Source organism: Adonisia turfae CCMR0081, assembly GCF_011009555.1.
In the GTDB taxonomy this organism is placed as follows: Bacteria; Cyanobacteriota; Cyanobacteriia; order Phormidesmidales; family Phormidesmidaceae; genus Leptothoe; species Leptothoe turfae.
The window spans coordinates 1,852,058-1,870,715 of record NZ_QXHD01000004.1; the positions used below are offsets into that span (position 1 = coordinate 1,852,058).

The window sequence follows — 18,658 nt, forward strand, 5'->3', positions numbered from 1 at the left end:
TGCTTTATGCACGTTTAATACAAATCCGATAAAAATGGACAATCCTGTAGGGGCACTCCCTTGGGGATGCCCTTCAATAACGGGCACCATCAGTCAGGATTTTGTATAAATTAGTGCATAGAGCCAACACCGTTAGCAAGTCTTAATGAGTCAGAGTAAATCTAAGTCATGGCAGTTGTTCAAGAAACGGGAAACATCAGTATCCATACTGAAAATATTTTTCCCATCATCAAAAAGTGGCTCTATTCCGACCATGAAATCTTTCTGCGGGAGTTAATTTCCAACGCGGTAGATGCCATCAGTAAGCTGAATATGGTGTCCCGAAGCTCCGACTTCACTGGCGAAGTCGGCGAGCCGGAAATTACCATCGCTATCGATAAGGACGCTAAAACTTTAAGTGTTAGTGATAATGGCATCGGCATGACCGCTGATGAGGTTAAGAAATACATTAACCAGGTAGCCTTCTCCAGTGCCGAAGAATTTGTATCTAAGTATAAGGACAATACTGACCAGCAAATTATTGGTCACTTTGGCCTAGGGTTCTATTCATCATTTATGGTGTCCGACCGAGTCGAAATCGACACCTTGTCCTATCAAGCAGAAGCCACTGCTGTCCATTGGTCCTGTGATGGCACTACCTCCTTTGAGCTGACTGATTCAGAACGAACTGATCGAGGCACCACCATCACCCTACATTTGATGGAGGAAGAGGCTGAATACCTGGAGACGACTCGCATCCAGCAGCTGATCAAAACCTACTGCGACTTTATGCCTGTTCCCATCAAATTAGATGGGGAATCTGCCAATAAACAAAATGCTCCCTGGAAGCAATCCCCCGGTAACCTCACCGATGAGGATTATCTAGAACTCTATCGCTATCTCTATCCGTTCCAAGAGGAGCCGCTGCTTTGGGTCCACTTAAATACGGACTATCCCTTTGTCGTTAACGGTATTCTGTACTTTCCAAAGCTCCGCCCCGACGTCGACGTTACCAAAGGGCAAATTAAGCTTTTCTGCAATCAAGTTTTTGTCAGCGATAACTGCGAAGAAATCATTCCACAGTTTCTACTACCCCTGCGCGGTGTCGTCGATAGTACCGACATTCCCCTAAACGTCTCCCGCAGCTTTTTACAGAATGATCGCACCGTCCGCCGCATCGCTGACTACATTGCCAAAAAAGTAGGTGATCGTCTCAAAGAGCTATACCGCACTGATAAAGCGAAGTACATTGAGTGCTGGCAAGATTTGGGCACCTTTGTTAAGTTTGGCTCCCTCAATAACGATAAGTTCAAGCAGCAGATCGCCGATTTTATAATTTTCCGCACCACGGCAAGCCTCGCCAGCGATCAGCCAAAAGTTGAAGTGCAAACGGCAGAAGACGATGCCTGGCAGTCAACAGACGAGGAAAGTGCAGCCATTGATGCCAAGGGTAATCCCTACACCACTCTCAAAGAATATTTAGAGCGGAATAAGGAGAAGCATGAAAACCGAGTCTTCTATACAACGGACGAAGTATCCCAAGCCACCTATATCGATCTGCACAAGCGTCAGGGACTGGAAGTCCTTTATCTAGACTCCTTTATCGACACTCACTTTGTACCGTTTCTAGAACGGGAGTATTCTGATGTTAAGTTCTCCCGTGTAGACTCTGACCTGGATGACACCCTCATCGACGAATCAGCGGGTAGTGACATTGTCGACCCAACCACTAATAAAACTAAGGGTGAGCGGGTGAAGGAGCTATTTGAAAAAGCCCTCGCTCAGCCCAAGGTTACGATTCGAACCGATGCCCTCAAGTCTGACGATGTCCAGGGTGCACCGCCTGCCATTGTGCTACTTCCCGAAGAAATGCGCCGCATGCAGGAAATGATGGCGATGATGCAGCAGCAGACGGCTCAATTTCCTGAGGAACATACCTTGCTGGTGAATACGGCTCATCCACTGATCCAGAATCTGCTAGACATGAGTCAGGGCGCAATTGTACAAGCTGACGGTGGCGAGTCTCCCACTGCGGCCATGGCCAATATGATTTGTCAACATGTCTATGATCTGGCTTTAATGGCGCAGAAAGGATTTGATGCCGATGGCATGAAGTCGTTTGTGGAACGCTCCAATAGCCTGCTAACAGGTTTAACCAAATCATAGGCAATGGCCGTTTTCTTGAAGACCTCATAGGTGTTTCTTAGAAAAGGCTATACCGGTTGCAGGCTCCCCCTTTTGACCTATCGTGTACACACAAGTCCTGGAAACTAGCGTTTGCGCTTGTCTACCCCCCTCTAACTCCCCCTTGGTAAGGGCTACCGTGTATACATAAGTCGGAGAGTCGCTCCAAATCTCGAGCCCACTCTGCGAGAAGAGCAAAGCTCTACATCCCCCAACCCCTTACTCCCTAAGGGAGAAGGGGGGCCTGGCCTCAAAGTCCTTCGCCCCCAGGGAGAAGGATTTAGGATGAGGGCCAATTCAAGGTCAGGTCTACTTTTTGGGACATTATCTTCTAGATGTGTATACACCGTAGTTGGTAAGGGGGAGGACCGGAGTTTCCCCCTTTACCTTAGGCTTTAGCCCATGCCAGGAGGGCTTTAGAGGGTATTAAGGGGGGTAATGCACGATTGTGAACTCCCTTTCGAGATGTGTGTACACCGTAGCCCTTTTGATGGAATAGTCCACCTTTTCCAAATTAGGAATACTGGGGTTTCCCAATCCTGGGGAAACAAGACTCACAGCCCCCAGTATTGGGGGGTAGGGGGCCTGCCCGCCCCCTGAAACCCCTTGGCCTGTTACTCAATCATGGAAATATCTTTTGATTTGAGAATCAGCCCTAAAATATGAGGGGGTTGCATTTAAGAGTGCAGCCATGTAAGGATTAAGGACTGTATTCCAAGGACTGTACCATGAGCCGCAGATGTGATCTGACGAATAAAAAGGCTAATAATGCCTTTGCTGTTTCTCACTCTCACCGACGTACCAAGCGTCTACAACAGGCAAATCTTCAAGACAAGCGGGTTTGGTGGCCCACAGGCAAACGTTGGGTAAAGCTGCGTTTATCCACTAAAGCGATTAAAACCCTTGAAAAGAAAGGGATTGAAGCAATGGCCCGTGAGGCAGGCATTGATTTGAGTAAGTATTAGAGACTGTGGCACTGGTTCAGGCATTAATTTATTGAGTTTGCAATTGCCTGAGTTGATACAACTTAATGCTGCTTACTTAGCTTTATCAAAAGCTTAAAGTTTTGGTATGTTCACGGATAGATCCCCTGACTGCAAAGTCAGGGGATTTACTGTATGTATAGTCGATGATATTCAAATGCAGGATCTTGCAGAACCTTAGTTATGTCGAACTGATCGTGATGTAGAGACAGATATCTATGGATTGTTTTGATCACGATCTGATCGATTCGTCATAAGGAATGGGTAAAGTTCAAGTAAACTATTCAGGCTTTATACTGATTACCAGTTTGGTAATTAAAGGTTTAGGCTGGGTAAATCTACTATGGGACATGTAGATACCACGCAAGTTTTCGTTCCCTGAGAGTTCAATTGCTTTAAGTCTTAAATAGACTACAAATCGATGGTCATGTTGGCATATGCCATATCTGATCTAACGCTTATTTTTTAGAAGTCAGCGATGTCTACCCCAAAACGCTCTCGAGTTTCTAATCTTCGTCGATCCTTGACTCACGTTAGGCAATTACCCAAGCATTTTATGGCTTGGCTGCTTCGCCTTATTTTTGCTGGCGCTCGCTTCAGTCGCACAAACCAGGCCGGTTTTATCTTGCCAACAACAGTGATGTTGCTTTTGGTGTTGACTCTAACCGTTGGTGGTCTCAGCTTTCGTTCGTTTAGCCGACTAAACCAAACCATTGCCTATCGTGAGCAACAGAGCATCGATAATTTTGCTGTTCCAGCAGTGGATAGGGCTAAGGCAAAGATTGAGTTCTTATTTACAAAAGATAAGGCCATCATCGATAAGCGACCGCCATCAAGTACTGATTTGGTCAATGCGCTCTTAGCTAAGTCAGGTACTTGGGGAGATGCAGACCATTCAGAGCAGGATCCCTACACCTTACCTGATGAAAAGCAGCTAGATATTAATGGTGATGGCAACCCCGACCCTGCATGGAGTTTTCCATCTGACGACGGCAGTCTCATTGTGTATTCTCTGTTGACCTCTCATGAAGGACGAGATAGCGGCGGCAATATTATTAATGAGTCAGGAACTACTACACCTTTGACCCTAAGCTCCAATAGGACCCAGGAAAAAGCGAATGCCCTGATTACGCGCAACGGCCCTATTAATACACAACGATCAGCAGAAGGTTGCCCTGTAAGCATCCTGTCAGGTGATGGTTGGCAAGATGCTGGCAGTAATCTACAGAAAAATTTCCAAATTGATGTTTTAACAATCACTAACCCTAACAGCCCTAATCGAACGGTTCATTCCGCAGAATATCAACAGGTCCGTAGTACTCCGAAAGGTAATAAATATGGTGCCTGGTTCCGCTACGACATGGAAATATTTCCGGGTGCAGCTTTTCGCTGGAATGGGGCAATGCACTCAGAATCTAACATCATTGCATTTGAGAATCTAGAGGCCTATCTAGTCAGTTCTCCAGAATCCTGTGTCTTCAGTACAGATGCATCGGAAATCACCCTTAGTGTAAGTAGCTATGACACCGATGGCGATGGAACTAATGATCAATTCTTCCAGGGGCACTTAGTTTCAGGTGCTTCAAAAGATGACAATTTTGCTGGGAGGAGAGGTAAGGAATTTCATGAGGAAAATGATGCCAATCCGGTCAACCCTGGAAAAGCTCCTCTGAAAGAGGATACTGATTCGGTTGATGAAGGCGGAGCACGCGTAACAGACGTCGCTGTAGATCCGGTTTTGATTCTTACAGAAGACAGAACCGTTAACCTGAATCAAGGTACTTGGGATCCTGAAGTTGGCAAAGATGCCTTATTAAATCCAGCAAACCCTGATGAAACTGTACGGCTCTTGACTGATAGTGCCCGAGTAAGAGTGTTTCCTGATGCGGCTCGTCCTTTTGTAGATGATGGATTTCGGGCTGATAGTCGCTATGGTCCAAAGCCACGTTATGACGCATTAAATAGTTTGACTCAAGCTAATAGTGAAACTAATAACGTTTCCCATGTGATTGGCGACATTATTGATGATAATCCACTGTTAGCCGATGATAATCTAGCTGAACAGGAATATGGCTTAGATGGCTACTGGGAACGTCGCTCAGTTGTCCAGGGGTTACGAGTTATTGTTGGACAACGACTAGAGCTGGGTAACAGATTGGGTTGGGAAGCTGATGATCCACTCTACCCACCTACAACAGTTCAGGCCATAACCGATAAAGGTGCTGCTCAGGCTAAACAGCAAAAGTCATTGCGCGATAATTTAGCAGCTGTGCAGGGCATGGTTGCTTACCACTACACCCAGGACAATGGGGAACTGCCATATATTTGTATGGCTTCAACCGTACATCCAGGGACTGAACAAACCCTCACAAATAGTCGAACCTTTGGCACCTATCCTCAAACAGGGGCAAGACGCATTGATTTTCTAACTGGCCAAGGTACTAACGGTTGGGAATTTGATTTTCAAAGTCAGTATGCCACCTCAGATATTTTTGGTAATAAAGTTGTTGGAGAAAATGAGCCATTGGGAAGAGCGTTACGTAACTTGGCGCATTTTGCAGGTGATCCTCAGGGAGGAGCTCCATCCTTTTCGCCTGTTCAAGGTATTCAGAACGATGCTGTAGGTCTTACTCTAGAGCCTAATGATGATTTCGTTCATCCCTATCCCTACCTATCTATGTGGGGTGATTTTTCAATTTTGCGCAGAATTCTGTTTGAGCATAACTACGCAGACGGCAGTGAAACTGATTTAGTTGATACTCTGGACAAGTATAGGAATTTAAGTCCTGCTGATAAATCAACTCTACATTCTGCAGCCTGTACTCTAGGGATGTTGGCTTCCAATTTGGAAAGTTTGGAAGCGTCTTACAACAATGTCATAAACCCCGCAACAAACCCTTCTATTACTGCCCTCGCCACTGAATTAAATAACATAGCTGCTGGTGGTTCAGCGCCTACATCTGGTCAGGGTAGTGATTGGATAGATGCCTTGGAAACAGGTGGCTCATCAGTAGCGAATTTGGAAGCAGCAAAAGTTATAGCTTTGTATCGTCAAGTGCTTAGGGATCGCCAGTTTGGTTTTGCCGAAGCGGGAGCTGCGACCTGTGCAGTAGGTGACTTTCCAGGAGTAGCTGCAGGTGGTATCGTTGCTGCCTTTTGTTCGGACACTCAACGACCAGCTTATCCATCGTTGTACTATCTTTTCCCAACTCTTGCTCACAACCAAAATGGTTCATTAGTCGCTGCCAGTCCTGATGTTCTTGATTATCCTACACCTCTTCTTCCTGGTGTCATCCCTGCAACTCAAATAGATGAATACAATACTGAAGGCCCAGCTACCGACAAGTATATTTTTGATGCAGCAACCCCAGGAAATATAAGAGTAAATAGTGCAGTTGCCTATGCAGTACTTGACCCCACTAATGCAGAGCCTACTGATTTAAGTAACCTTGCACTTACCCCTGTAAATACCGTTGCTGATTTTGAACAACCAACGGAAGTTGTAGCTCCTGAAGCAGATATCCGTGACGAGTTACAAAGAAGCACCATTAATGTCGGTGGTACTACCTTTAACGTTGATGGCACCCTCAATCAGCTTACCTTTTTAGACAAGGCGATGATGGATGGGCGTGAGCTTTTAAGCACCCGTGTACTCAACTTAGATATTGAGAAGCTCACCCAAATTACTGCTGATGCAAGTTCATTCTTCACTGATGGCCCTGACCAGGTAGCCTGGATCCCTGAGGTTGATGGTATTTTTTATGCGGCCCGAGAAGATGCCGTGCGTGAAGATAGTATTGTTCGTCCCCGCCGGGCAGATTGGGCAATCTGTAGAGACTTTACAAACCTTTTGGATAATGGGCAAAACTGTCCAATGATTGTTGCCAACCCGGCTGATGCGAGTCAGAGAGGGACCTCTGACCCACCATTGGCCGACAACTTAATTAGTCCCAAACCTGTTGATATGTACGCCGATCCAGATCGACGCCCCAACGGCTTTCGATTAATCAATGGCTCAATTATTTATCGCTCAGCAGATGACAAAGCAGCTGGTGTTACCTTTGTCACCGACAATACGGCCTATGTTTATGGCGATTTCAACTTACACCAGGATGCTGCTGGCAATATCCTAGAAGAATTCCAAGAACAGCTGGGTATAGATTTTGCAACAGGAGCAGGTAATCCCTTTAATGATTTTTATGGCCGCACAAACCTAGATGCAGACTTTGCTCGGGGTGGTCAAGATCTTTGGAGGCCCTCTGAAATTTTTGCCGATGCCGTTGGCATTTTGTCTAGCGAGTTCCGTGATGGTTGGGTTGAGGATGCCTATATTTACGAGACTGATGGTGCTGAAGGTACTGCAGCTGTTAGCTCCGCATATTTAAATTCGGATCGGCCTCGTAGGGGTACAAACGCTAGACAAGCTGACGATTGGCAACGTGAAGATTTAGCAGCTACACAAGGTGATACTGATGTTACCCTCCCTATCTGGTTTGACCGCAATGGGAGAGTTTTTAAAGCGCAAGATGAGGCTGATCTAGGTTCTCCGTATACCGAGTTTCCTACTACCTTTGCTGGTGCTAATGCTAATCAAATCGGATTAAACGAAAATCTTGAGCGTCAGAGAAACCTCATAACGGCTGCAGACAATACCCGAGTAAATGCACTGCTGGTATCAGGTATTGTGCCTCTGCGGTCAGGCCAAAACTATGGTGGGTTACACAACTTCCCACGACTGCTTGAATATTGGCCCGGTAAAAACCTGTTTATTTCAGGGGGCTTTTTCCAGTTGAACTTTAGTACTCAGGCAACGGCTCCATTTGACCAAGATGCCTGGGAACCAGGGGCAAATCCTAATGGCGCTCAGGTGGACAATGGCTTTTACGGTGCCGCTACCCGTATTTGGGGATATGATGTCGCCTTCCAGTACACCAGCGTTGCCCCCATTGCCCGTCGATTTATTACATTTGGTCGACCCAGAAGTGAATTTTATCGAGAGCTACCACTCAATGATGAGTACATCGCTAACCTTTGTACAGCAAGGAATAATGCGGGTGATCTCGAACTCGGTGCTGATGTTGGTTGCCAATAGGGAGTGAGCGAAAAATGTTTATGAAGAGTAGGCAACTAAAAAAGATGGCTAGGACAATGTCACAACCATCTACTCAGACCAATGACAGCGGGCTGACGCTGATTGAGGGGCTGGTAGCAATTGTGATTATCGCCATTACCACTACTGTCATGACGCCAATGGTAATTCTGGCAGTCGGAGCCAGAGTTCAGAGTCAGCGAACAGAGCAAGCTTTTCAAATAGCTCAAGCAGAAGTAGATCGCATCAAGGTAATTGTTGAGCGGGGCGGGGCTTACACCCTAAACATTGCACCAACGCCAGCTGCTGTTGTTAGTACAGCTGATTTTGAGACACAAGTACCAGGCTCAGATCCTCCTGAATACATAATGCCGCCGCCTGCCACCATTGCTGATGATTACTCCACGACATCTGACTCTGCTCGGGGCATTGACTTTGATAACGATGGCAACGATGATTATGCCGTTCAAATCTTTAGAACTGCAGGGGTTGAAAGAAGCGGTCGACCAGTTGCCTTTGACCTGGGGGTTAGGGTCTATAGAGCTAATGCTTTAGCACCTGGCGCTAATTTAGGGGTAGAACAGGCTCGTCTTTCTGTAAGCAACAGTGAAGGGCAGGCAGGGAGTCGTCCCCTCGCCAATATCTATACAAGCATTATCAGAAGTGATGGTGAAGAATCACTTTGTGACTACTACGAATTTATTGATAATACTGCTTCAGTACCAGCTGATTGTTAACTGCATCATCCCTTGAGAGCATCCATGGCTGATTATCGTTCTAAAACTTTGTTGTATCGATGGCTATTGCAGCGTCGACAATATAAGGCTTCTGGTTTCACATTAACAGAAGTGCTAATTTCAATCGCCATCGCTGGCGTCATTGTGTCTGGTTTGTTATTTCTAGTGGTTGAACTGTTACAGATAGACCGCCGAGAAATTGCCTTAGAACGGGTCCAGCGAGATATGCAACGGGCGATGGACTACATCGCTGATGACTTAAAGGAAGCTGTTTATGTTTACGACAGCAGCAGTTTACCGGATATTGTTGCCGATATTCAGGAGTTAAGTGATGAAGAAGGCCCTGGTGTTACTGGTAGTGGTGATGCCGTCCCCTTAATTGCCTTCTGGCGCACGGTCCCTATCGAAGATGATGTCTTGCCCGATACTTGCACAGGCAGTCGTAGGGAGATTGAAATCTGTCGAGTTGCGAAAACACGTCGAGCTAGTTATTCACTGGTTGTCTACTATCAAAAGCATAGAGATGATGGCGCAGCGAATTATCCCTGGCAAGGTGAAAGCGTTCTCAGACGTTATGAGCTTCCACAATACAACCCAGGCACACTGAACGTAACAACTGGCTATATAGAGCCCATTGATCTAAACAATGGGGAAACTATTTTTGAAGAATGGACCGATATAGTAACGACTGCTATCTCTGGGGGTGAAAGTGCAGTACTAGTCGACTTTGTAGAAGAAGCTAATATAGATGGCGCTGGTGCTATTGACTGTCGAGCGTTAATTGCAGACTTTAACAGCCCTTTGACTGGAGAGGTAGACATCGCAGCCGATGAGTACAACTATGTGCTTACTCCTACAGATGCAACTGAGCAAACCGGATTTTTTGCCTGCGTACGAGCACCTGAGCCAGCGGGTGAAAATTTCAGAGCAACTCAGGATGTTTATCTTTTTCTCAGAGGTGATACCAGGTCTGCGAGTCGCTTTCTAGGACCTGCAAGTGACAACAGCATTCGCCCTGCACTGCAAACCCAGGTAAAGCTGCGTGGTGTCATTGACAAAGACGGATAAATAGCAACCAAAACACTCATCATGAAGCGATTTAGATTACCCAATTCTGCTAATGCAACAGCTGGTTTTACTTTAATTGAGCTGTTTGTAGTGATCATTATGGTTGGAATTTTGGCCGCCATTGCTGCACCGGGGTGGCTGGGTTATATGAATCGTCAACGAGTTAGTCGTGCCCGTAGTGATTTAGCTCAAATCATTCAAAATGCCCAAACCGAAGCACAGCAGAGAAACTCAACAAGAGTTATCAGATTTGCAGAAGATACTGGAATACCTGGTGCTCCAACAGTGCAAGTCAATTCTACAGTTGGTGTAACAACGGGTAGAGATCGTTCTGTCGGTGGAGAACAAAACGACAGCATACAATTAACAACTAGCGACCAAGAGTTTGTGTTTAACTACCGTGGTGAAGCAGAGGGTGCGCCGTATATTGTTTCTGTAACGTCTGAGTTCAGTAATAATCCAAGATGCATCATAGTACCAACATTATTAGGTGGGACTGTTCAAGCAGAAGGTGATGAATGCGATGCCGCTCTTTATGAGTAGAAACAGAATACGATAAACAGAATAATGGCTGTAAAAGCAGGCAGATTTGTTAATGTACCCTGTCAGTCATAAAACGTTTCAACTCTCTCAATATCTCAGTACATCCTGGGAACCCTTAGCCCTGAAATGTTGTAGTTGTCTAAACAGATCAGTGTATCCTGGGAACCATCTTTGAACTCAAGGTCGTTAGTCTAAAGTATCCTGCCTCATAGAAGGATACATATGAAACGCTTTCGGGTTCCTGTCCCTAATCGTCATTCACTAAATCATTATATTGGTCGAATACCTAAGCGGTTTATGGCTTGGGTGCTAAGGCTGGCTTTTATGGGTGCTCGCTTCAGTCGCACTCGACAGGCTGGCTTTGTATTACCAACAACGGTAATGCTGCTTCTGGTACTCACCTTAACTGTTGGAGGATTAAGTTTCCGCTCATTCAATCGGGCTGCTCAGACAATCGCATATCGTGAGCAACAACAGATTGACAACTTTGCTGCGCCCGCCGTTGACAGGGCTAAGGCTAAAATTGAGTACTTATTTACAAAAGATCCAGAAGTCATTAACAAGAGACCACCCTCTAGCAGTGACTTAATCAATTCACTTTTAAAGTATTCAAGGCCATTGGCAGACGGAGGTTACGGCCAAATCTGGGGGGCTGCAAATCAAGCCAATGACGATCCATACACATTGCCAGATGAAACCCAGTTAGACATCAACGACGATGGTAATCCTGACCCTGCGTGGAGCTTTGAATCCCGTGATGGCAATACCATTGTTTATTCAATCCTCACCTCTCACGAAGCAAGAGATTCAGATGGTGACATTATTCAAGACTCAGATGGTAATGAACTGACCCTAACCTCTAACCAGGTAGATGAAAAAGCAGATAACCTGGTTACGCGCAACGGTCCTATTAATACGCAACAGTCGGTTGATGGTTGCCCTGTAAGTACCCTGGCCGGTGATGGCTGGCAAGATGCTGGCGGTACTCTACAAAAAGTCTTTCAAATTGACGTTCTAAACATTGCTAACCCCAACAATATTAATCGAACGGTTAGCTCCGCAGAATATCAGCAAGTACGCACTATTCCAAAGGGGAATGTATATGGTGCCTGGTTCCGTTACGACATGGAAATATTCCCAGGTGGAGATTTTCGCTGGAATGGAGCCATGCACTCAGAGTCAAACATCATTGCATTTGAGAATCTAGAGGCCTATCTAGTCAGTTCTCCAGAGTCCTGTGTTTTCAGTACCGATGCATCGGAAATTAGTCTCAGTGTGAGTGGCTACGATACCGATGGCGATGGCACTGATGATCAATTTTTCCAAGGGCATTTGATTTCAGGTGCATCAAGGGATGACGATTTTGGGGGAAATACAGAATTTCACAAAGAGAATAATGCTACCCCCACTAACCCTGGCAAAAATAATCTGAAAGATGATACCGATTCAGTTGATGAAACTGGTGGAACTGATGTCACAGATGTTGCTGTAGACCCAGTTTTAATTCTTACAGAAGACATTACTGTTAATTTGGATGATACATCGTGGGATCCTGAGGCTGCCAAGGATGCGTTATCTCCAAATCCTTTAGAGCCCAATGATCAAGTTCAACTGTTGAGTGATAGCAGTCGGGTGCGTGTCTTTCCCGATGCAGCTCGCCCATTTGTAGATGATGGGTTTCGAGCAGACAATCGCTATGGGCCAAAGCCCCGTTACGACTCTGAAAATAGCTTAAGTCAAGCTAATGGTGTATATCTCTCTACACCTCACCAAATTGGTGATGAAATTAATGACAACTCAGTGTTAGCTAGTGATAATGCGGCTGAGCAAGAGTACGGTCTAGATGGGTATTGGGAACGACGCTCTATTTCTCAGGGTTTACGTGTTGTTGTTGGTCAACGGTTAGAGCTAGGTAATCAGTTTGGATGGGAAGCTGATGATCCGCTTTATCCACCCACAACAGTTCAGAATCTAACTCGTAGTGGAGGTGACATAGAAAAGACACCTGCTCAAGCTAAGCAACAAAAGTCTCTGCGGGATAATTTAGCAGCTGTGCAGGGCATGGTGGTTTACCACTACACCGAAGACAATGGAAACTTACCCTATATTTGTTCAGCGTCTACAGTGCATCCAGGTACTTTGGATACTTTAATAAATAGCCGTACCTTTACCAAATACCCAGAAACAGATGATTGGAAAATTGATTTCCTAACAGGAACAGGAACTAACGGCTGGGAGTTTAATTTTAGTAGTTTTGATAGTAATAGTAACGGCGACATCACCGATGAATTTGCCGATGACAAACCCATGGGCAAGGCGCTCCGTAATCTAGCGTATTTTGCCGGGGACCCTCAGGGTGGTGCGCCATCGTTTCCCCCAGTTCAAGGAGAAGCCGGTCAGGCTGACGAATTTGTTCATCCCTATCCCTACCTATCCATGTGGGGAGACTTCTCAGTGCTCCGACGTATTTTTGACGACTACACGGTCAACACTGATGCCCAATACGATGATTTGAGCCCAGCAGATAAGTCTACCCTTCATTCTGCGGCTTGTACGCTAGGAATGCTGGCGTATAACTTAAATAGTTTACAGCTTGAGTTTGATAGCATTCCAGCCAATGGAAGCGCTGGCCTAAATGCTCTTGGGGTACAGCTGGCTAAACTAATGGATGGAAATGTTGCCAATGGTGAGATTGGTGAAGATACAACAACTAACCTTTGTACAACTTCCTTAGGTAGTACAGGTTGTCCACCTAGTCCCTACGATCCAAGCTATTACACTCAATTTACAAAAGAGGAATGGCTCAACGCCCTTGAAAATGATGGTGCTCTGGGTGCAAACCTTGATACAGCCATAGCCCGAGCTGAAGTAATTGGCAGACTACAACAGGTTTTACGAGACCGCACAATGGGCTTTATTCCTGCGGGAACATCCCGTGGGATTGCTGGCTCAGGGACAGGGTATAACCCAGCTACAGGTACCTATACCTATCAAGGGTCTGGCGGAACTTTTGCTGGTGAAATCTTTGGTGCCGGTTGTGACCCAACTGGCTTTGCCACCACTGGTGGTAACTCTGAAAACGCTCAACTTGGTTTAACAATGGCCTTTTGTTCCATTTCCGAAGGGCCAAAGTATCCAATCTTGCATTATCTTTTCCCAGTCACGGACCACGATTATCTTGACTTAAATAACTCAACTTATCGTCAACCCTACAGGGATAATTTCTATCCCACTGCCGTAACCACAACTGCTGAAGAACTTTTGAATGAAGGAAGCACCGCGTCTCCCTTTGTTGTCGAGGTTGATGAGAAAGGTACCACAGGGAGCCTTGCAAATGCGGCTGACGATGAAATTATTGGTGGTGTAAATGATGATGACAGCATACTCTTTACAACAGTTGGGCCAGATACTATTGCCCTAGCACCCAGGACCAGTCTTGCCAATTTCAGACAGCCAACCAGTGCGGGTACTGGCCTCAGCACCCGCGATGACCTCCAAACAAATGCAATTGATGCAGACGGTACCATCACAGAACTTGCATTTCTTGACAAAGCCATGATGGATGGACGCGAGTTGTTAAATATTCGCGTGCTTGATTTAGATATCGATAAACTGACGGATATTACTGCGGACGCTCGTTCATACTTTACCGTTGGCACCGAGCAAATTGCCTGGATTCCAGAAGACGATGGTATTTTCTATGCCGCCAGAGAAGATGCTGTGAGAGAAGACAATATCGTTCGCCCTCGCCAGGCAGATTGGGCTACCTGTCAAGATTTTGCCAATCTGCAAGATAACGGACAAAACTGTCCAATGGATGTTGTGCCAAATGGCCCTAATCAACAAGGAACCTACGATCCACCGTTGGCAGACAACTTAATTAGTCCAAAGCCGGTTGATATGTATGCCGATCCTGATCGACGCCCCTACGGTTTCCGATTAATTAATGGTGCGATTATCCATCGTTCAGGCGACGATAAGGCCGCAGGGGTTACCTTTGTCACCGATAATCCAGCTTATATCTATGGTAATTTCAATCTCCACCAAGATACTTCTGGCAATATTCTCGAAGAATTTGAAGAACAGCTAGGCACAGACTTTGCCACCGGAGCAGGCAACCCCTTTAACGATTTCTATGGACGTAGCACCCTGGACCAGGACTTTGCACAGGGCGGCCAAGACCTATGGAGGCCTGCCGAAATTTTTGCTGATGCAGTCAGCATTCTCTCCAGTGAGTTCCGCGATGGTTACGTTGAAGATGCCTATATTTATGAAACTGACGGTAGTACAACTACCATAGGGGCTAATAGTGCTCAATCCTCATATCTAAATTCGGATCGACCGCTTAGGGAGGATGATGCTACATGGGAGCCACGCCACTGGCAGCGTGAAGATTTAGCAGACCAACAGGGTGATAGCAATGTTTCGCTGCCAATCCGATTTAATCGGAACGGCATTGCAGCTAAAGCACAGACTGAAGGGGACTTAAGTTCTGCATACACCGAATTCCCCACTACGTTTAATGGTGGCCGTGCAAACCATATCCAGTTTTCAGATGAGGCTGAACGTCAGGAGAATCTGATTCCAGCAGCTGATAATACCCGCGTTAATGCACTGTTAGTTTCGGGTATTGTACCGCTGCGAGCAGGCCAAAACTATGGTGGGTTACACAACTTCCCACGGCTGCTTGAGTATTGGCCTGGTAAAAACTTGTTTATTTCAGGGGGTTTTTTCCAGTTGAACTTTAGTACCCAGGCAACGGCTCCATTTGACCAGGACTCTTGGGAACCAGGTACTACACCTATTTCTACTGGTGGTAACAATGTGTACAACGGCTTCTACGGTGCCGCCACCCGTATTTGGGGTTACGATGTCGGTTTCCAGTACACCAGTGTTGCTCCCATTGCCCGTCGTTTCGTTGCCTTAGGTCGACCCAGAAGTGAGTTTTATCGGGAGCTGCCTCTACAGGATGAGTATATCGCTAACCTCTGTACAGCAGAAGATTCGACCGGTGCCCTTGTACTCGGTGCTGATGTTGGTTGCCAATAGGGAGTAATCGAAAATGTTTTTGAAAAATAGGCAACTAAAAAAGCTAATGAGTACTAAGTCGCAAGTACCTGTTAAGGCCGATGACAGTGGTCTGACGCTGATTGAGGGGTTGGTGGCAATTGTGATTATCGCCATCGCTACGGCAGTCATGACGCCAATGGTCATCCTGGCTGTTGGGACCAGAGTTCAAAGTCAACGGGCAGAGCAAGCCTTTCAAATAGCCCAGGCAGAAGTAGACCGGATAAAGCTGATTGTTAGTCAGGGTGGGAACTACACCTTAAATATTGCGCCAACACCAACGGGTGTAAATAGCGTAGCTGACTTTGATGTTGTTCCGGTCCCTGCGCCAAATGTTATTAACGACAACACATACTCAACAACAACTGACGCGGCTCGGGCCATTGATGTGGATAACGATGGCAACGCCGATTACGCTGTTCAGGTTTTCAAAACTGACGGAATTACAAGCGGGACAATCCCCGTCGCGTTTGATCTAGGGGTTAGGGTTTATCGCGCTGACATCATAGGAAGTTTAGATCCCACAGATGTGGAACAGGCCAGCCTGATTATGACCAGCGGTGAAGGGCAATCAGGTAATGCCCCCCTCTCCACTATCTACACTAGCCTCATCAGAAGTGATGATGAAGAATCACTGTGTGACTACTACGAATTCATCAACAGTGTTCAAGGAACAACTGTTTCTACGCCTTCTGAATGTTAACTGCACTATTCTTTGAAAGCTCCATGGCTAATTACCATTCTAAAAGTTGGTTGTATCGATGGCTGTTGCAGCAACGAAAACATCGAACTTCTGGGTTCACCTTAATGGAAGTTCTTATCTCAATGATCATTGCTGGCATCATTATATCTGGCTTGTTGTTTTTAGTGGTTGAACTGTTACAAATAGACCGTCGAGAAATTGCACTGGAACGGGTTCAACGGGATATGCAGCGTGCCATAGACTATATCGCTGATGATTTAGAAGAAGCTGTCTACGTCTATAACGATGTTCGCATGCAGGAGATTGTTGACGATATCCAGATTTTAAGTGACCAGATGGGCACTGGTGTGGAGGGTAGTGGTGATGCGGTTCCCTTACTTGCCTTTTGGCGCACAGTGCCTCTAGATGATGATGTGTTGCCTGATACTTGTACAGGCAATGACGATGAGATGGAAATCTGTCGAGTTGCGAGAACACGTCGAGCGAGTTATTCCCTGATTGTTTACTATCAACAGCATCGGGATGATACTGATGCAGACTATGTTTGGAAGGGTCCCAGCGTCCTCAGACGTTACGAGCTGCCCCAGTATGCCAACTTAGCCACTTTCACTGAAACCCCTGGTTACGCGGACCCTATTACGGACCAGGCTACTGATTTTGAAAACTGGGAGCCGAGTACAACGCCTGATGCTGTTGGCGGCAATAGCGTCGCGTTAGTAGATTTTGTGGAACAAGCGGATCCAGGGGGGACTGCTGTTGACTGTCGTAATTTAGTCTTTGGTCTCAATAGCCGTTTAACTGGAGAAAACGATAACACTAATGATGTATATGACTATGTCGTGACTCCTGAAAATGCGACCGATGCAGCTGGTTTTTTTGCTTGTATACGACAACCTAACCTGGCTGACGGAGATTTTAGGACAACTCAGGATGTCTATCTTTTTCTCAGGGGTGATGTTGAATCGGAAAATCGCTTTTTAGGGCCAGCAAGTGACGGCAGCCGTTTCCCTGTACTACAAACTCAGGTCAAGCTGCGCGGTGTCATCAATAAAGATGGATAATTAGCGATAAGGACACTAATCATGAAGCGATTTAAGCCACAAAAATCTATCTCTTCAACAGCTGGCTTCTCAATGCTTGAGCTATTGGTGGTTATCATTATGGTAGGCATTTTGGCCGCCATTGTTGCGCCTGGCTGGCTGGGTTATATGAATCGTCAACGTGTGAGTCGTGCCCGTAGCGATTTAGCCCAAATCATTCAAACTGCTCAATCTGATGCACAACAAAAAAACTCCACTAGAGTCATCAGATTCTCTGGGGCTGCGGGTGTATCAGCTGCTCCTACAGTACAAGTAAACTCTACAACTGGTGAAACAACTGGTAGAGAACAGTCTGTTGGTGGAGAACAAAATGGCAGTATTCGGTTAACGGCGAATGTTCAAGAGTTTGTTTTTAATTATAAAGGGGAAGTTGAACCCGTTAATCCAACAGATTTACCCTATATTGTGTCTGTCACCTCGGAACTGAGTGAGACACCGAAATGTATCATTGTGCCGACTATACTTGGCGGCATTGTGCAAGCGAATGGTAACGATTGTGATGCTTCTCTTTACTAAGGACAACTCTCACAAAATATGAGAGTTTAAGGCTTGAGCATTTGATATTAGTCGAGCTTGTTGACAGCCAATTTAGGGCTATTTCTGGGAATTTTAAAAGTGTTGCAAGTTTCCGCTTAGCTAGACTATGAGTAAATTCCACAGACTTCAATATTCTGTTGCTAGGGACTCTGGCTTTACACTTTTAGAAACAATTATAGTTCTCGTCGTTGTTGGTATTTTAAGTGCTCTAGTATTACCAACATGGAATGGATCGCAAGAACGATGGCGGGTTTCTGAAGCTCAAAGTAACGCCTATAGTGCAATTCGCAAAACTCAAGCGATGGCAATGCATCAGCACGTAACCTGGCAATTTAGTATTCGTGAATCACTCGCGGGCGAGGTGGAATGGGCCATGCACCCGCTGTCAGGTGTACCTGTTGACTGGACATCTTTGGGTGATAAAGCTCTGGATCTTGACCTGGCAGATACCACCTTGCATAAGCGCGATGGAGCGTACTATATACGCTTTGACTATAAGGGACGGTTAGCTTCACAGACGCGGACGCTTACGTTCACCAGCAGCAGGGCACCATCCATAAAAAGCTGTATAGTAATGTCCACCCTATTGGGTGCTATCCGCCAATCCCATGAGCAACCAAAACCTAACGCCAGAGGACGATATTGTTATTAAACGGTATTGTTATTAA

General features: G+C 46.0%; 11 protein-coding genes. All 11 read left to right on the top strand.

Annotated elements, in window-relative coordinates; genetic code table 11:
* The first annotated feature begins 168 nt into the window (after positions 1–168).
* The gene (gene htpG / locus DXZ20_RS12150; protein ID WP_163698434.1) at positions 169–2,145 is read left to right on the top strand and encodes a molecular chaperone HtpG; all 1,977 of its coding nucleotides are present in this window, start codon (positions 169–171) and stop codon (positions 2,143–2,145) included.
* A 746-nt stretch (positions 2,146–2,891) separates the two neighbouring features.
* Positions 2,892–3,128: a 50S ribosomal protein L28 gene (gene rpmB, locus DXZ20_RS12155; RefSeq protein WP_006515318.1), complete on the top strand. Its 237-nt coding sequence runs from the start codon at positions 2,892–2,894 to the stop codon at positions 3,126–3,128.
* A gap of 496 nt (positions 3,129–3,624) precedes the next feature.
* Entirely contained in the window at positions 3,625–8,238 is a 4,614-nt protein-coding gene (gene hpsA / locus DXZ20_RS12160; protein WP_163698435.1) for a hormogonium polysaccharide biosynthesis protein HpsA, read from the top strand.
* Positions 8,239–8,294: 56 nt separating this feature from the next.
* Complete coding sequence (locus DXZ20_RS12165; RefSeq protein ID WP_250565731.1) at positions 8,295–8,972, top strand: prepilin-type N-terminal cleavage/methylation domain-containing protein; 678 nt, start codon at positions 8,295–8,297, stop codon at positions 8,970–8,972.
* Between the two features lie 24 nt (positions 8,973–8,996).
* Entirely contained in the window at positions 8,997–10,040 is a 1,044-nt protein-coding gene (locus tag DXZ20_RS12170) for a PulJ/GspJ family protein (RefSeq protein WP_163698439.1), read from the top strand.
* 21 nt (positions 10,041–10,061) lie between these two features.
* A complete protein-coding gene (locus DXZ20_RS12175; protein WP_163698441.1) occupies positions 10,062–10,583 on the top strand; it encodes a pilus assembly FimT family protein in 522 nt (173 codons plus the stop codon).
* A gap of 222 nt (positions 10,584–10,805) precedes the next feature.
* Positions 10,806–15,632: a hormogonium polysaccharide biosynthesis protein HpsA gene (gene hpsA / locus DXZ20_RS12180; protein WP_163698443.1), complete on the top strand. Its 4,827-nt coding sequence runs from the start codon at positions 10,806–10,808 to the stop codon at positions 15,630–15,632.
* 46 nt (positions 15,633–15,678) lie between these two features.
* Positions 15,679–16,353, top strand: coding sequence for a prepilin-type N-terminal cleavage/methylation domain-containing protein (locus DXZ20_RS12185; RefSeq protein WP_250565083.1), 675 nt, complete (start codon positions 15,679–15,681; stop codon positions 16,351–16,353).
* 23 nt (positions 16,354–16,376) lie between these two features.
* A complete protein-coding gene (locus DXZ20_RS12190; RefSeq protein ID WP_250565082.1) occupies positions 16,377–17,414 on the top strand; it encodes a prepilin-type N-terminal cleavage/methylation domain-containing protein in 1,038 nt (345 codons plus the stop codon).
* 21 nt (positions 17,415–17,435) lie between these two features.
* On the top strand, positions 17,436–17,969 hold the full coding sequence (locus DXZ20_RS12195; protein ID WP_163667833.1) for a pilus assembly FimT family protein: 534 nt from the start codon (positions 17,436–17,438) through the stop codon (positions 17,967–17,969).
* Positions 17,970–18,096: 127 nt separating this feature from the next.
* On the top strand, positions 18,097–18,642 hold the full coding sequence (locus DXZ20_RS12200; protein WP_163698445.1) for a pilus assembly FimT family protein: 546 nt from the start codon (positions 18,097–18,099) through the stop codon (positions 18,640–18,642).
* Positions 18,643–18,658 lie beyond the last annotated feature (16 nt).

Bases quoted from the DNA above. Each gene is read 5' to 3' on its own strand.
- htpG (WP_163698434.1), top strand. From the start codon at position 169: ATGGCAGTTGTTCAAGAAACGGGAAACATCAGTATCCATACTGAAAAT.
- rpmB (WP_006515318.1), top strand. From the start codon at position 2,892: ATGAGCCGCAGATGTGATCTGACGAATAAAAAGGCTAATAATGCCTTT.
- hpsA (WP_163698435.1), top strand. From the start codon at position 3,625: ATGTCTACCCCAAAACGCTCTCGAGTTTCTAATCTTCGTCGATCCTTG.
- DXZ20_RS12165 (WP_250565731.1), top strand. From the start codon at position 8,295: ATGTCACAACCATCTACTCAGACCAATGACAGCGGGCTGACGCTGATT.
- DXZ20_RS12170 (WP_163698439.1), top strand. From the start codon at position 8,997: ATGGCTGATTATCGTTCTAAAACTTTGTTGTATCGATGGCTATTGCAG.
- DXZ20_RS12175 (WP_163698441.1), top strand. From the start codon at position 10,062: ATGAAGCGATTTAGATTACCCAATTCTGCTAATGCAACAGCTGGTTTT.
- hpsA (WP_163698443.1), top strand. From the start codon at position 10,806: ATGAAACGCTTTCGGGTTCCTGTCCCTAATCGTCATTCACTAAATCAT.
- DXZ20_RS12185 (WP_250565083.1), top strand. From the start codon at position 15,679: ATGAGTACTAAGTCGCAAGTACCTGTTAAGGCCGATGACAGTGGTCTG.
- DXZ20_RS12190 (WP_250565082.1), top strand. From the start codon at position 16,377: ATGGCTAATTACCATTCTAAAAGTTGGTTGTATCGATGGCTGTTGCAG.
- DXZ20_RS12195 (WP_163667833.1), top strand. From the start codon at position 17,436: ATGAAGCGATTTAAGCCACAAAAATCTATCTCTTCAACAGCTGGCTTC.
- DXZ20_RS12200 (WP_163698445.1), top strand. From the start codon at position 18,097: ATGAGTAAATTCCACAGACTTCAATATTCTGTTGCTAGGGACTCTGGC.